Genomic DNA, 14,793 nt, shown 5'->3' with positions numbered 1-14,793 from the left:
TCAACGCCGCTTGCTGCGCCACTCCCAGGGTGGTGTGGGATCCTCATCCTGCCACAGGCCGCGGTCGTTGCGCCGGGCGCTGAATTCCGCCAACGCCAGTGGCACGTTGAAAGTGGCGTGGTCGCGGTACCACCAGGCGTAGCCGCTCTCCACCAGTTGCCGGTTCACGTTTTCCCCGTCCGCATACACAATGGCCACCAGCCTGCCGTAGCGGTCCTTGTCGCGCTCCTTTACCTCGATCTCCCGGTTCGCAACCAGCCCGCGCAGGGCTTCGCTGGCTGCGCTGCCATAGGGCTGCTTGTATTCCGGGGTATCGATGCCGTACAGGCGCACTTTCACTTCCCGTCCATCCAGTGATACCCGCAGGGTGTCGCCATCGCTCACGCTGAGCAGTTTGGCGGGCTGGATGCTGGCCTGGTCGAAAAACGCAACCAGGGCAACGATAAACACGATGCCCAGGAGAATCTGCGCCGGCTGCTTGCGGTTTTTGGATTTTTGCCTGCCGCCCCCGGCCCTGGGGCGTACGTAGCGGGTTTTATGCGCCGTGGGTTTGCCCGGTCGGCGAGCGCGGCGAGGGCGGGAGAGTAATGGGGCGGTGGTCGGCATGGGCAGCATTGTGGCACGAGTGCGTCGGCCTGTGGATGGGCGATAGCACTTTGTGCGCATCAGCCGGATACAAAAACGCCCGGGTGGTGTCCGGGCGTTGTCGGGTGGTCCAGGGGCCTCGCTGTCAGGGCGAGGCGGGTGGCGGGTCGCTGCGGCCGCCGCTGTTCTTGTCGATGCCGACGCCGATGCCGATAGCCGTGCCGGCAATGACCAGGCCACCTACGGTGCTGGCAGTGCCGCCTGCCGCGGTGCCGGATACGCCGCCGCCTTTCGCTGCGGGGGTGCCCTTGCCGACCTGGTTGTAGGTGCCCGCAGCCTGCAGGTTGCTGCAGGATTCCGCGGTGCCCACGGTGGCGATTTCATTGCCCTGCAGCGTCTGGATGCAGCCGTTGGCGAACTGCAGCTGGGCGCTGCCGCCACGCATGACCATCAGGCGGTCACCGGGGTAGAGCAGCATGCTCTCACTGGCGGCCACGTAGGCCTGGCCCTGGTTGACCATCACCTGGCCTTCCATGGAGCTGAGAATGGTTTCCTTGTCGGCGGCCATGGCCACGCCGCTGGCCAGCAGGCTGGTGGCGAGAATAACGGGTCTGATTGACTTCATGATCGACATTCCGTGTTGTCATATTCCAACGTGTGCCGCTTGAGGGCACGTTCCTATTGGTTAAGAATACACCAGATCAGGCTATCGACAAACCCGAATACCGGTATTTTCACAAGGGTTATTCCATTGCTGCTATGCTGGAGGCTTCGCTGTAGGGCTGTAACATGATTGACGTGCACTGCCATATGCTCCCGGCCATTGACGACGGCGCGCGGGACCTCGCCACCGCCCTGCGCATGGCCGAGCTGGCCGTGGCCGATGGCATCACTCATACCGTGTGTACCCCGCATATTTACCCCGGCCTGTTCCCGAATACCCACGCCGGCATCCGCGAGGCGGTGGCAGGCTTTCGGGGAGAGCTGGATGCGGCAGGCATCCCCCTGCAGCTCAGCTACGGCGCCGATATCCAGGTGGTCCCGGGCCTGGTGCAGGAGCTGCAGGACGCGACCCTGCCCACGCTTGCCGCCAGCCGCTACTTCCTGTTTGAGCCGCCGCACCACGTTTCCCTGCCGCGCCTGGGTGACTTGCTGCACAACGCCCTGTTATCCGGCTATGTGCCGGTTATCACCCATCCGGAGCGGCTCAGCTATATCGAAAGCGACTACGAGCTGTTCCTGAACGCCGCCCGCCAGGGCGCCTGGATACAGCTTACCGGCGGCAGCCTGCTGGGGGTTTTTGGCCCCCGGGTCCAGCGCATCACCGAGCGCTTCCTGGAAGACGGCGTCACCCATTTGCTGGCCTCGGACGCCCACAACCTTAAGAACCGCACGCCGCAGCTGGCCGAGGCCAGGGCTGCAGCGGCGGCGATTGTCGGCGAGGAAGAGTCCTGGCGGCTGGTGCGCGAGCGGCCACAGGCGATACTGGATAACGCAGCGCCGGATGCAGTGACCTCACCGCCGGCCCTGCGCCCCGGCGCCCCGGCCGGTGCACTGCGGCGCCCGGCCAGGAAGTCCTGGCTGGCGCGGTTGTTTTCCTAGGCGGGCCAAGTTCGGGTCAATACCTGCGCTGGGTCAATTCCTTCTGGCGCGGCTTTTCTGTATTCTCAAGGTATGTTGTTGCTGAGCCGGCAAGGAGCCCATGGTCCAGTCTGTTTTTTTTCGAGATACCCTCCCTAAATTACTGTTGCCACTGCTGCTGGTGTGCCTGGCTACTGCCTGTGCGTCGTCACGGCAGCCCGCCGCCGAGGGCGAGCCGGTCAAGGTGGTGGGCGATGACTCCGTAAAGGATATGACCCGCCTGCCCGCGGTGCCGGATGCCGGCAGCGGCACCATTGTGCTGCCCGAGAGCGATTACCGTATCGGTCCGGCAGACGAGCTGCACATCGATGTGTTCCAGGTGGAAGAACTGTCCGGCACCGAGAAGGTGAATTCCCGTGGCTACATTCGCATGCCGCTGCTGGGGCCGGTCAAGGTGGGTGGCCTCACCCGCGAACAGGCCGAGGATCTGCTCTCCGAACTGTACGGTGAGAGCTACCTGCAGGACCCGCAGGTCAATATCGATATCGTCGACTACGCCAGCCGCCAGGTCACGGTAATCGGCGCGGTGGAGAGGCCCGGTGTCTACCCGCTCAAGGGCCAGACCACCTTGCTGCAGGCACTGGCCATGGCCGGGGGCATGGAGCGGCTGGCGGATGAAGCGGAAATTGTCGTATTCCGCACCAACGCCAGCGGTGAGGTGATCGGCTACCTGGTTAACCTCAATGAAATCACCGCGGGCGACAAACGCGACCCGGAAGTGATCGGCAATGACCGTGTGGTGGTGCCGGAGTCCGGCAGCAAGTCAGTGATCAAAGGCGTGACCGATACCCTGCGCGGCTTTATCGGCTTCCGGCCGTATTGATGCCGCGTCTCCACACAGGGCCTGGACTTGATTAATGGATAAGAACGAACCCGTCGCCCCCGACCAGCAGCTGATGCTGGCCGACATGCAAAAACAGCTGGCGCGCTACGAGGATGCCATTGCCGGCATGGCCAAACAGCAGGCCGAGCCGGACGATGACTTTATTGACCTGCGCGAGCTGTGGAACATGCTGCTGCGCCGGCGCTGGACCATCATCATCACCATGGCCGTGATCGTGGTGGTCACCGCCATCGCCACCGCCATGATGACGCCCATCTACCGCGCCACCACCGTGGTGCAGATAGAGCGCGATACCGGCAAGGTACTGGAGTTCCAGGACGTCACCGCCGAGGAATCCGCCAGCTCACGCGACTTCTACCAGACCCAGTACGAACTGTTGCAGAGCCGCACCCTGGCGCGACGGGTGATCGACCAGCTCGGCCTGGAGGAGGCGCCGGCGGAGCAGGCTGAACCGGGCGCTATCCGGCAGTTGGTGTCCGCAACCAAAGACTTCATATTCGGCGAGGAAGAGGAGGGCGAGGCGCTGCCGCCGAATCTCGAGAGCGCCTTCCTTGCCAACCTCACCGTGCAGCCGGTCAGCAACAGCCGCCTGGTGCGCCTGCACTACGACAGCCCCGACCGGGAGCAGGCCGCGCTGATCGTCAATACCATCGCCCGCGCCTACGTGGACATGAACCTGGAGCGGCGCTTCGAGGCCTCCACCTACGCCAAGAGTTTCCTCGAGGACCGCATCAAGCAGGTGCGCGCCGACCTGGAAGACTCCGAGCAGGCGCTGGTGGCCTATACCCAGTCCCGGGGCATCATCAACCAGGAGGACAAGCAGGACATCCTCATGGAAAAGCTCAAGGAGATGAACCGCGCCCAGGTGCAGGTGGAATCCCAGCGCATCGAGGCCGAGTCCCAGTACCAGGAAATGCTCACTGCAGATTCAGACGGCCTGGCGCAGGCGCTGGACAGCGAGGTTATCCAGGGCCTGAAGGCCCGTCGTACTGAGCTGCAGTCCGAGTACCAGGAGTCGCTCAAAATCTACAAGCCGGACTACCCGCTGATGCAGCAATTGCAGCAGCAGATCGACCAGGTGGACGCGGACGTAAAGGGCGAGATCGCCAATATCCGCAACGGTATCAAGATCCGCTACCAGGCCAAGCTGCGTGAGGAAATGAAGCTCGCGGAGAGCATCGCCGCCACCCGCGACGAGATCCTGCGCCTCAATGAGAGCACCACCGATTTCCAGACCCTTAAGCGCGAGGTGGACACCAACCGCGAGCTCTACGACGGCCTGCTGCAGCGCATGAAGGAGGTGGGCGTGGCCGCCGGCGTGGCCAACAACAATATCTCGGTGGTAGACAAGGCCGAGGTGCCGCGTGGCAAGCACAAGCCCAAACCGCTGATGAACCTGATGCTGGCCCTGGTGCTGGGCGGTTTTGCCGGCGCGGCGCTGGCCTTCCTGTTCGAGATGCTGGACGACTCGGTCAAATCCGCCGAGGGCCTGGAAAAGCTGCTGGGCAAGCCGGTGCTGGGCATTATTCCCAAGCTGATGGGCAAGAACGTGCCCGAGGGCGAGCGCATTGCCCTGCAGTCCTATCTCGAGCCCACCTCGGCCATGGCCGAGGCGCACCGTTCCATGCGCACGGCACTGATGTTTGCCACCCACGAGGGCGCGCCCAAGGTGATGCATTTCACCAGCGCCTCGGCCGGCGAGGGCAAGACCACCACCGCGGTGAACACCGCCATTACCTTCGCGCAAACCGGCAGCAACGTGCTGCTGATCGACGGCGACCTGCGCAACCCCTCACTGCACAAGGTGTTTGCCAAACCCAACGACAACGGCCTTACCAACTACCTCACCGGCGACATCGAGCCGGCGCGGGTGACCCAGCCCACCGGCGTGGATAACCTGTTCCTGATGACCTCCGGCCCCATTCCGCCCAACCCGGCCGAGCTGTTGCACGGCTCGCGCATGCTCAACCTCACCACCCTGGCCGCCAAGCGCTTCGACTACGTGGTAATCGACGGCCCGCCCCTGCTGGGCCTGGCCGATGCCCTGCTGCTGGCGGACGTTGCCAAAGGCACCCTGCTGGTGGTGGCCGCGGGTGAGGCCCGCAATGGTGGCGTGGAGGCCGGGCTCAAGCGCCTGCGTCACTCCCGCGCCAACCTGCTTGGCGGGGTGCTCACCAAGTACGACCTGAACAAGGCCAGCTACGGCTACGGCGGCGATTACGGCTACGCCTACAGCTATAGCTACGGCGTGGACAACGACGAACGCAAGTCTGCCTGAACATGCAGCCTGTCCCCGAACCCCTGTTCCTGGCGCTGGATTTTTACCACGACCCGCGTCGCTTCGAGCAGCTGCGCCAGCCTTACGGCCCGCTGCCCCCGGGGATGGGTGAGTTGCTGGCGGCGCCGGGTGGCTGCCTCAGTGACGAGCAGGTCGAGGCCACAGCGAACGTGCTGGGGGATACGCCCGAGAACTGTCGCGAGGCGGTGTTGTTCTTCATCAAGCAGGTCCTGTTCGAGGTGCCCGGTGACCACTACCGCGTACTGGGCGTGAACCGGGACGCCGAGCCGGCACAGATCAAGGAACACTATTTTCACCTTATGCGCCTGTTCCACCCGGACCGCGACACCGAGGGCGATGGCTGGGATGATGTGTACGCCCCGCGCATCAACGAGGCCTATAACGTGTTGCGCAATGCGGGCAAGCGCGCTGCCTACGATGCGCAACTGGCGCCTCCGGCCCCGCCCGAGCAGCAACCCGTAGGAGCGGCTACAGCCGCGATCAAAGCCACGCAAGAACCGGCCCCGCTCACCAAACCCGTACCAGCGGCCACAGCCGCGATGCACTCACCCCCCACTCCGGCCCCCACGACCACCGCCCTCTGGCGCAAGCCCTGGCTATACGCCGCACTCGTGGTCTTTCTCGTTGGGCTGCTGTTCGTTGTCCTGTTCCAGTCCAGCCAGGCGCCGCGCTTGACCGTCGCGGCTGTCGCCACCGCAGATGGTCCCGATACCGGTGGCGGTGAACAGGAGGCTGGGGAAGAGCTGGCCGTCGCGGCGGCCGCGGCCGAGACCGGGCTTGACGCAGCCCCGACGGGCAGCAGCGGCACGGTATACGGCAGCCCCGAGAGCGATGCCGAAATCGAGGCCCGGGTCCAGGCCCGCGTCGCCCAGGCCACCCGCGCCGTGCTGGGCGCGCCGAGACAGATCGCGGCTGTAGCCGCTCCCACAGAAACGGTCGCCGATGCTGTGCTCGAGCCTGACGCTGAACCAGACCCCGTAGGAGCGGCTACAGCCGCGAAGAATTCTGCACAGGAAATTGCGGTGGATGTTGGGCAAGGCCAGATCGCGGCTGTAGCCGCTCCCACAGAAGCCGCTCCAACAGGGGTGGCCGAGGTCGCACCCGCACCCGCTGCTGTGCCCCAGCCTGACGCTGCACCAGACCCCGTAGGAGCGGCTACAGCCGCGAAGAATCCTGCACAAAAAATTGCGGCGGTTGACGCGCAAGACCAGATCGCGGCTGTAGCCGCTCCCACAGTAGCCGCTCCCACAGTAGCCGCTCCAACAGGGGTGGCCGAGGCCGCACCCGAACCTGCTGCTGCGCCCCAGCCTGACGCTGCACCAGACCCCGTAGGAGCGGCTACAGCCGCGATCGAGCCCGCAGCGGCCCCCGCCCCTATCACCGACGCGGAACTTGAAGACCTGCTGCTGGCCTTCACATACCACTACGAATTCCGCGATGCGGCAGCCTTTGCCGCGCTGTTTGCGCCGGATGCGCGCACCACGGATGCCAGCGGGCGCACTAACATCCGCGATTTATACGCCGGCTTCTTCGCCGACAACGAGGTCCAGGGCGTGCGCTTCAGCAAGGTGCGCTGGCGCAGCGGTGAGCTCCTGCGCAGCGGTTCGGCGCGGGTCCGCATTACCACTGCACCGATTGCTGGCGGCGATGCCTCCACGGTGGAGGCACAGATCCATTTTGACGTGGGCCGCGCCGATTCCGGCGACCTGCTGATCACCAGGATGACCTACTGATGGCTGGCGCAAGTACAGGCAACCTGCTGTGGCTGCGGCGCCTGGCGGTGGTCACGGGCGCCTTGTTGATCGCCTGGCAGGCTCTGCAACTGCACCTGGCGGACAACGCCACGCGCCTGGCCTTGAATGCCGAGGGTGAGGCCTTTGCCTCCTACCTCGACACCGCCCTGTGGTGGGACCCGAGCCAGCCCCGCGCGCTGGAGGCCCGGGCCCAGGCCCTGCTGGAACAGCCTGATGAAGATCTCGCCCCCGGCGACCTCGACGCCGCGCGGGCCCTGCTGCAGCGCGCCATAGCCGTGGAGCCGGCCCGGGGCAATGCCCTGGCCCTGCTGGCATTAACGGAACAGCGCGCCGGTGGCAGCGGCGCAGAAGCGGCGAAACTCGCGGACCGGCTGGCCCCGGTGCACCCGCGGGTGCAACGCAACCTGGCGCGCTACTACCTGGTGGAACAGGAACTGGGCCGCGCCGTCAGCCACATCGCCCGGGCCATGGTGGGCCAGCGCAGCAGCGTGCGCGAATACTACCCCCTGCTGATGGAGGTGGCGGCGGACCCGGAGGCGCGCGAGGTGCTGCTGGCCATCGCCGCCGACCCGAGGCCCTTCCCCTGGTGGAACGGCTTCTTCGCCCACGTGGCCGACAAGGCCGAAAACCTGGATGCCCTGCGCGGGCTGGTGGCCTTGCGCGACGCCTCCAGTGCACTGCCGCTGCAGGAGTACGAGCGCAACCGCTTTATCAACCGCCTGCGCCGCGAGGGGCTGGTGTCCGAGGCCTACCTGTACTGGGTGAATGGCCTCAGCAAGGAGCAGCTTGCCTATCTCGGCTACCTCTACGATGGCGGCTTCGAGCAGCCTTTTGCCAACGACTCAGGTTTCGGCTGGGTGGCCCGCCCGCCGCAGAAGAGCGGCATCCGCATTACCCGCGGCGACACCTACGGCGCTTCCAACGACAGCGCCTTGCGCCTGTCATTCCGCGGCCGGCAGGTGCGTTTCAGTCATGTATACCAGCATATTTTCCTCGGCCCGGGTAACTACCGGGTGAGCGGGCGCGCGCGTCCGGACCAGTTGCAAACCCGCCGCGGCCTGCAGTGGCGACTGTATTGCAGCAGCGGCAGCGGCGGGGTGCTGGGTGAGAGCGAACTGTTCAGCGGCGCCGGCGACTGGCGCACCTTCGAGTTTGATGTCAGCGTGCCCGCCGAGTGCAGCGGCCAGGTGCTGCGCCTCTACTCCGCGGGCTCCCGGGATGTGGACCACGAACTCAACGGCGCCATCTGGTTCGACGATATGCAAATAGGATTGCTGCGATGAGCCGCGACGGGGTCATGGACTGGTATACGCGCCTGGGCTTTTATGCCCTGATGGCGATGCTGTTGCTGGCGCCCCTGTTCCGCTCCGGCAAGACGCCGCTGGCGCTGCTGGTGCTGGAACTGCTGGCCCTGTTTGCCCTGGCCCTGCTGTTGTGGCGGCCCCGGGTGATCGCCGTCAGCGGGCTGGAAAAACTGCTGTTGCTGGCCCTGTTGGCGCTGCCGCTGCTGCAGTTGCTGCCGCTGCCAGGCCTCAGCCGGCTGAGCCTGCCCGGCCAGGCGGATTACTTCAGTGCCCTGCAACTGGTGGGCAGCGAGGCCAGCACCCGGCTCACGTTGCTGCCGCGGGAAACCCTGCTCGGCTGGATGGTGTTGCTGCTGCCGGTGTCGGTATTCCTGCTGGTGCGCGCGCTGCCCTACGCACAGCTGCGCACGGCGCTGGTGCTGGTGTTCGTGATGGCCGCGGCACAGGCGGTGCTGGGGTTGCTGCAGTACGGCACCGGGCCGGACTCGCCGTTCATGGTGGGCATGGACCAGTCCGGCGGGCTGTCCAAGGGCACCTGGCGCGGGCGCAACAGCTACGCCAATTTCCTCGACATGACACTGATGCTCACGCTGGCGCTGTTCATGGCCACGCTGGGGCGGCAGCGCCGTGTGCAGCGTGCGCGCAACCTGCGCGAGCGCCTGCTGTACCTGTCTACCCTGCAGGGGCACAAGGCTTTTCTCTACGGTGCGCTCTCGGTGCTGTTATTGCTGGCGGTGGTGTTCAGCCGCTCCCGCGCCGGCATCGGCCTGGCCATCGTTGGCGTGCTGCTGGTGGGGGTGCTGTTTTCGCGGCGCATCGGCGGCAGCAATACCTACGGGCTCACCGGCACCGTCACTTCCATCGCCGTGGCCTGTGCCATTGCTATCGGCCTCGGCCCGGTATGGGAGCGCTTTGCCGCGCGCGACCCCATGTCTGACGGCCGCTGGACCACTTTCCAGGGCGTGATCGAGGGTATCGCCCAGTTCTCGCCACTGGGGGCGGGCAGTGGCACTTTTGAGCAGGTGTTCCCGCCGTTCCAGGACCTGGCCCACGCCAGCGTGACCATGAACCAGGCCCACAACAGCTACCTGGAGTGGCTGTTCAACGCCGGGGTGCCCGGCGCGGTGCTTGTTGTCGCTTTCCTGGCGCTGTACGTGCGCCGCTGGTTTGCCCTGTGGAAAACCGGCGAGTGGGGTGAGTTCCGTTACATCCAGGTGGGCGCGGGCCTGGCCATGCTGCTCACCCTGCTGCACGAACTGGTGGACTTCAATCTGTTTGTGCCCGCCAACCTGGCCTACTTTGCCTTCTTTGCCGGGGTCTTTTTCTATCCCTGGGAAGAGCCGCCGAAGCCGGTGCGCGCGCGCAAGGGCGAGGTAATAGCCGAGCGCAGCCGACCGCAGCTGCGCCCGGTGGGCGAGGCCAGCACGCAACGCAACCCGTTTATGGACGACGAGTAGGCCCGGGGTGCGAGCGATCAGCGCAACGGGCAATCTTGCACAAGCGCCGGTTTACGGTTCTGGCACGCGGCCCGAATATGATAGTGTCAGCCCAATAACCCGCATGAATCGGGACCCATAGGCATGCGACACATACCTGAACTCCTGTTCCTGGCGCTGGATTACTACCGCTATCCCAGCCCCTACGACGAGCGCCGCTCCACCGCGCCGCTGCCGCCTGGCGTGGGTGAACTGCTGGCGGCGCCGTCACACTGCCTGAGTGATGACAACATCGAGCAGACGGCCGCCGACCTGGCAGTCGACCCGGACGATTGTCGCAACGCCCTGGTGCGTTATATCGAGTTACTGCTGTTTACCGGTCTCGGGGACGACCACCGCGTGCTCGGTGTGCCCGCGGATGCGGATGCCGCGCAGATCCGGCAGCACTACCAGCGGCTGCAGCAGCTGTTTGCCCTGGACTGGGGTGAGGCCAGCACGGAGCTGGCGGAACGGCATGCGCAGCGGGTGGAAACCGCCTGGGCAGCGCTGGGCGAGCCCGCTGAACCACCTGTTGAAGCAGCCGCTGAACCAGCCGCTGAGCCAGCGGATGAAGCACCCCCCGAGCCGACGCCTGCCCCTGCAGTGCAAGCGCCCAAAGCCGATGTGACAGCAGCACCCGCGCCCCCGGTTGTGGCCCAGGCAACAGATACCGATGCCCCCGGCAACGGCTCGCGCGGGCCCCTGCCGTACGCCGCGGTGGCGCTGGTGCTGGTTCTGGCAGGCGGCTGGTACCTGTTCGATCGTACATCGGAGCTGACCGTGTCGTCGGTGTCCGAATTGCAGCGCCCGCCTGGCACGGCCGTGCCTGAGCCAGGGCCCGAGCCTGAGCCTGAGCCAGACACCCGGGCCGACACCGGGGACAGCAGCGAAGAAACGCAGGCACCGGAAGAGGTGGTGCTGACCCTGGATGAACCCGCCCCGGTCGAAAGCGCGGCCATCGATGGGGTGGTGGGGCTCGCCAGTGCCGCTGACAGCGCGACAGACAGCAACGCGGTTGCCCTGGTGGAACCGCAATCGGATGTTGCCCCCATCACCGATGCCGAACTGAGTGAATTGCTACGGGCCTTCACCACCCATTACCGGGCCATGGATGCGGCGGCCTTCACCGCGTTGTTTGCCGCGGATGCGCAAACCCCTGACGCGCAGGGCAGTGATGTTATCCGTGCGTATTTCCAGAGGGTATTCGCCGGAGTGCGTATACAGGGCCTACAGGTGACCGAGGTCAACTGGGAACCGGGGGCCGCGCCGCGCCGCGGTTGGGCGCGTATGGATATCACCGGCGCACCGAGGCGACGCGGCCAGGCACAGACCCTGGCGGCGAGTATCGACTTTGAGATTGATCGCGGCGCCGATGGCGCCCTGCAGATTACGCGGATGATTTACTGAGGCAGCAGGGCGGGTTCAACAGCGGGGGCTGTCATGTGCCCGCACATCACGATGCGGCTTTTTCGCTGCAGCTATCCAGGTGCAGTGCGTCGTTGGCAGCCGCTTTCGAGGCGGTAAGCGCGGCCTTTGCCAGGCGCTCCGAGCGCAGCACGAATACGCAGTGCCCGAAAAACAGCAGGAAGTAGCAGAACAGGCTGAACCAGGCCGGCGTGGCTTCCAGCAGCAGGCCGGTGATGGCCGCAGCCACCGCGTGGATCAGCATCACCAGCAGTACCCGGCGCGGCCCCATGCCGCGGTCCAGCAGGGCGTGGTGCAGGTGGGAGCGATCCGCCTCCATCAGCGGCCGGCCGGCCCGTTTGCGGCGCAGCATGGTAGCCAGCATATCCATCAGCGGCACGGCTACCAGCCACAGGGCGGTGACCGGTTCGATCAGGGCCTGCTCGCCCTGGGAGAAAAACACCAGCGAGGCAGTCACCAGGAAGCCAAGGGTGATACTGCCGCCATCGCCGAGGAACATTTTCGGCAGCAGGGCGTTGTCAGGCCCGAGGTTGAATACCAGGAATACCCCCAGCGGCACCAGCATCAGCAGCAGGAAGCTGGCGTGGGGGTGGCCGGCCAGCGTGGCGAGGATAAACAGCACCAGCAGGGGCAGGGCGATGGTGGAGGCGGCGAGGCCGTCGATACCATCAATCATGTTGTAGGCGTTGGACAGGCCCGCCACCGCGAGCGCACTGAGGGGAACGCTCAGCATGAGCAGGTGGATGTCGCCAAAGCCGAGCAGGTTACCCACATTGTAGATGGCGATGCCGCCATAGCTCGCCAGCAGGGCGCCGGCGCCAAACTGGATAAGCAGTCGAGCCCCGGCGTGGATGTGGCGGAAGTCGTCTACCACGCCCACCAGGAATACCAGGAAGGCAAGCACCAGCATCGGCAGGGTGTAGGGGGCGATGCCCAGGAACAGGGTGCCAAAAAGTATGGTGAGGAAAATGCCGATACCGCCGCTCAGGGGTATGGCGCCAACGTGCCGCTTGCGCGTATCCGGGTGGTCAACGAGGCCCAGGCGCGGCGCGCTGGCAATGCACAGCCGTGCGATGATAAATGAGGCGATAGCCAAAGTGCTGAGTAACATACGGAATCCTTTCCCTATTGGTGTGCGTGACGTCCTTCACGTCTCCACACAATAGCAAGGGATATTCTGCTGTCAAATCAATTTGGGCGCAGTTTTTTTGCCGGGCTGGTATCGAGCGGCAGCGCCACTGTCTGCTTCGATGTGTCCGGTTCTATTTAGTATGTATTTTAAGGGTTTAGGCGTTCGAATAAAGGCAAAATCTGAACTTATTCAGTGGCATAGTGCGCAATTTTCATCACCGAGTCGGTGGTACGCACCCAGGGCTGCCCCCCCACCCAGGGCATTCCCTGGCGCACGGCCTGCGGTTGTCGGCCCAGGGCGCTGTTGGCAGCGGCCTGGCTGGGATAGGGGCCTAGCAACAGCAGGTACTCCTTTTTGGTGCCACGGCGGGTATAGACGATGTGCTGTCGCTCGCGCGAGCCGGACAGCTTCTCGCCAGCATAGTTAGCCAGCGGGTCGCGGCTGGCGGAGGCCAGCAGCTGGATCACGTACTGGCCCCGGGGCAGCGGCGTAATGCGCTGGCGCGGTGCGGCCGGTGAGGCTTTGGTCGTGGGCCTCACTGCCACCCGGGGCGCGGGTGCTGCAGCCGCCGGTTTTGCCGGCGCAGGGGCGGCGGCCGGTGCCGGCTGTGCTGGCTGGACAGGCGTTGCCACGGCCACGGTGGCGGGCTCTGCCGGCCTGGGTGCGGGCCTGGCGGCAACCGGTTCCGGTTCCGGTTCCGGTTCCGGTGGCGTTACAGGCGCGGTACCCCCCGCCATGACGGCGAGACTGTTGGCCAGGGTGCCCTGGTTATCCGGAAACGCCTTGGCGACATCGGCCTTGCTGGCGCGGCCATCCTGCTCCATCTGCACCAGGGTGACAGCGGCGATCTCCGAGCCATTCTGCGCGGCGAGGATATACCACTCCACCGCCTGCTCATCGCTTTGCTTTACGCCCTGGCCCAGCCGGTACAACTGGCCCAGGTTCAGCTGCGCGGTGGCATCGCCCTGGATGGCCAGTTCCTGCCAGATGCCCACGGCGGCAGCGATATCGCCGCGTTCGTAGGCGTCGTAGCCGTCTTCCAGGGTGCCCGCCGCCAGCGCCGCGGGTGTCACGGTCAGTAGCGCCAACAGGGCCAGTAGGCAGCGGAGCCGCAAGGGGGGATGAGTAGTAGCCACAGTCGACATGGGCAAGAGAATACGCGATCGCGTCACCGGCTGCATCCGCACGTTTGGTCTGGCCTGCGCCCCGGTGTACCATCGTGCGCGTTACTGCATCATTCACCGGGAAGCATCAGCGAGTCTATCTATGTCCTCAACCGTACTGGTCACCGGCGGCGCCGGCTATATCGGCAGCCATGCCTGTGTCTCGCTAATCAGCGCCGGCTTTACCGTGGTTGTGCTCGACAACCTGTGCAACGCCAGCGCCGAGGCGGTGCGGCGGGTGGAAGAGATCAGTGGCGCGCAGGTGCCGCTGGTGCGCGGTGATGTGCGCGATGCCGCCTGCCTCGATGCCCTGTTTGCCGAGCACGCGATCGACGCGGTGATGCACTTTGCCGGCCTCAAGGCGGTGGGTGAATCGGTGGAGAAGCCGCTGGAATACTACGACAACAACGTCAACGGCACGCTGGTGTTGCTCGCGGCAATGCAGCGGGCGCAGGTCAGCCGCATTATCTTTTCCTCCTCGGCCACGGTGTATGGCGACCCGGCCTCGGTGCCGATCCGCGAGGATTTTCCCACCTCTGCCACCAATCCCTATGGCCGCTCCAAGTTAATGGTGGAAGAGATTCTCGGTGACTGGGATGCGGCGCATCCGGAGTGGAGCATCGGCCGGCTGCGCTATTTCAATCCGGTGGGCGCGCACAGCAGCGGGCGCATCGGCGAGGACCCGCAGGGCTGGCCCAATAACCTGATGCCTTTTGTCGCCCAGGTGGCGGTGGGGCGCCGTGACAAGCTCTCGGTATTCGGCGGCGACTACCCCACCCCGGACGGCACCGGTGTGCGCGATTACATCCACGTGATGGACCTGGCCGAAGGGCACGTGGCCGCGTTGCGCTTCATCCTGGAACAACCGGGCCTGCTGACCGTCAACCTGGGCACCGGCAAGGGCGCCTCGGTGCTGGACATGGTGCGCGCCTTCGAACGCGCCAGCGGCCGGGACATTCCCTACGAGATCGTGGAGCGCCGCGCCGGAGACATCGCCGAGTGCTGGGCGGACCCGGCCATGGCGCAAACTTTGCTGGGCTGGCAGGCCACGCGCTCGCTGGAAGAAATGTGCGCCGACACCTGGCGCTGGCAGGAGGCCAACCCGCAGGGCTACAACAGCTGATCGCGTTGGTCGCGCTACTGTGCGCGGGCGAGGCGGTGAAGGTCCCGG

General features: G+C 65.5%; 12 protein-coding genes. 8 read left to right on the top strand and 4 right to left on the bottom strand.

All coding sequences use genetic code 11. The features are described 5' to 3' along the window. Together F0M18_RS17110 and F0M18_RS17105 are read right to left on the bottom strand one after the other, a co-directional pair. The gene (locus F0M18_RS17110; protein WP_149612685.1) at positions 1 to 606 is read right to left on the bottom strand and encodes a thermonuclease family protein; all 606 of its coding nucleotides are present in this window, start codon (positions 604 to 606) and stop codon (positions 1 to 3) included. 124 nt (positions 607 to 730) lie between these two features. After that, entirely contained in the window at positions 731 to 1,210 is a 480-nt protein-coding gene (locus F0M18_RS17105) for a hypothetical protein (protein WP_149612684.1), read from the bottom strand. 164 nt (positions 1,211 to 1,374) lie between these two features. Between F0M18_RS17105 and F0M18_RS17100 the strand changes: the two genes are divergently transcribed. The 7 genes from F0M18_RS17100 (at position 1,375) to F0M18_RS17070 (ending at position 11,309) form a co-directional block, all read left to right on the top strand. Then, entirely contained in the window at positions 1,375 to 2,187 is an 813-nt protein-coding gene (locus F0M18_RS17100) for a tyrosine-protein phosphatase (protein ID WP_149612683.1), read from the top strand. Between the two features lie 100 nt (positions 2,188 to 2,287). Beyond that, complete coding sequence (locus F0M18_RS17095) at positions 2,288 to 3,049, top strand: polysaccharide biosynthesis/export family protein (RefSeq protein ID WP_149612682.1); 762 nt, start codon at positions 2,288 to 2,290, stop codon at positions 3,047 to 3,049. Positions 3,050 to 3,083: 34 nt separating this feature from the next. Beyond that, complete coding sequence (locus tag F0M18_RS17090; RefSeq protein WP_149612681.1) at positions 3,084 to 5,348, top strand: GumC family protein; 2,265 nt, start codon at positions 3,084 to 3,086, stop codon at positions 5,346 to 5,348. Between the two features lie 2 nt (positions 5,349 to 5,350). After that, a complete protein-coding gene (locus F0M18_RS17085) occupies positions 5,351 to 7,102 on the top strand; it encodes a J domain-containing protein (RefSeq protein WP_149612680.1) in 1,752 nt (583 codons plus the stop codon). Beyond that, entirely contained in the window at positions 7,102 to 8,406 is a 1,305-nt protein-coding gene (locus F0M18_RS17080; protein WP_149612679.1) for a tetratricopeptide repeat protein, read from the top strand. The genes F0M18_RS17085 and F0M18_RS17080 overlap by 1 nt, the downstream gene beginning before the upstream one ends. Continuing rightward, positions 8,403 to 9,884 carry an O-antigen ligase family protein gene (locus F0M18_RS17075; RefSeq protein WP_149612678.1) on the top strand — a complete coding sequence of 494 codons (1,482 nt, stop codon included), beginning with the start codon at positions 8,403 to 8,405 and terminating at the stop codon, positions 9,882 to 9,884. Before F0M18_RS17080 ends, F0M18_RS17075 begins: the two co-directional genes overlap by 4 nt. Before the next feature lie 123 nt (positions 9,885 to 10,007). Further along, positions 10,008 to 11,309: a J domain-containing protein gene (locus tag F0M18_RS17070; protein WP_149612677.1), complete on the top strand. Its 1,302-nt coding sequence runs from the start codon at positions 10,008 to 10,010 to the stop codon at positions 11,307 to 11,309. A gap of 46 nt (positions 11,310 to 11,355) precedes the next feature. Here the strand turns inward: F0M18_RS17070 and F0M18_RS17065 are convergent, their stop codons facing one another. Together F0M18_RS17065 and F0M18_RS17060 are read right to left on the bottom strand one after the other, a co-directional pair. Beyond that, a complete protein-coding gene (locus tag F0M18_RS17065; RefSeq protein WP_149612676.1) occupies positions 11,356 to 12,438 on the bottom strand; it encodes an MraY family glycosyltransferase in 1,083 nt (360 codons plus the stop codon). A gap of 206 nt (positions 12,439 to 12,644) precedes the next feature. Continuing rightward, the gene (locus F0M18_RS17060) at positions 12,645 to 13,547 is read right to left on the bottom strand and encodes an SPOR domain-containing protein (protein WP_188109780.1); all 903 of its coding nucleotides are present in this window, start codon (positions 13,545 to 13,547) and stop codon (positions 12,645 to 12,647) included. Positions 13,548 to 13,725: 178 nt separating this feature from the next. On the opposite strand from F0M18_RS17060, the gene galE reads away from it, so the two are divergent. Then, positions 13,726 to 14,745, top strand: a complete 1,020-nt coding sequence (gene galE / locus F0M18_RS17055) for a UDP-glucose 4-epimerase GalE (RefSeq protein WP_149612674.1) — start codon at positions 13,726 to 13,728, stop codon at positions 14,743 to 14,745. Positions 14,746 to 14,793 lie beyond the last annotated feature (48 nt).

It is taken from the genome of Pseudohalioglobus sediminis, assembly GCF_008370495.1.
Lineage (GTDB): Bacteria > Pseudomonadota > Gammaproteobacteria > Pseudomonadales > Halieaceae > Halioglobus.
This window is presented reverse-complemented; position numbering and strand designations above follow the sequence as displayed.

Bases quoted from the DNA above. Each gene is read 5' to 3' on its own strand.
- F0M18_RS17110 (WP_149612685.1), bottom strand. From the start codon at position 606: ATGCCGACCACCGCCCCATTACTCTCCCGCCCTCGCCGCGCTCGCCGA.
- F0M18_RS17105 (WP_149612684.1), bottom strand. From the start codon at position 1,210: ATGAAGTCAATCAGACCCGTTATTCTCGCCACCAGCCTGCTGGCCAGC.
- F0M18_RS17100 (WP_149612683.1), top strand. From the start codon at position 1,375: ATGATTGACGTGCACTGCCATATGCTCCCGGCCATTGACGACGGCGCG.
- F0M18_RS17095 (WP_149612682.1), top strand. From the start codon at position 2,288: ATGGTCCAGTCTGTTTTTTTTCGAGATACCCTCCCTAAATTACTGTTG.
- F0M18_RS17090 (WP_149612681.1), top strand. From the start codon at position 3,084: ATGGATAAGAACGAACCCGTCGCCCCCGACCAGCAGCTGATGCTGGCC.
- F0M18_RS17085 (WP_149612680.1), top strand. From the start codon at position 5,351: ATGCAGCCTGTCCCCGAACCCCTGTTCCTGGCGCTGGATTTTTACCAC.
- F0M18_RS17080 (WP_149612679.1), top strand. From the start codon at position 7,102: ATGGCTGGCGCAAGTACAGGCAACCTGCTGTGGCTGCGGCGCCTGGCG.
- F0M18_RS17075 (WP_149612678.1), top strand. From the start codon at position 8,403: ATGAGCCGCGACGGGGTCATGGACTGGTATACGCGCCTGGGCTTTTAT.
- F0M18_RS17070 (WP_149612677.1), top strand. From the start codon at position 10,008: ATGCGACACATACCTGAACTCCTGTTCCTGGCGCTGGATTACTACCGC.
- F0M18_RS17065 (WP_149612676.1), bottom strand. From the start codon at position 12,438: ATGTTACTCAGCACTTTGGCTATCGCCTCATTTATCATCGCACGGCTG.
- galE (WP_149612674.1), top strand. From the start codon at position 13,726: ATGTCCTCAACCGTACTGGTCACCGGCGGCGCCGGCTATATCGGCAGC.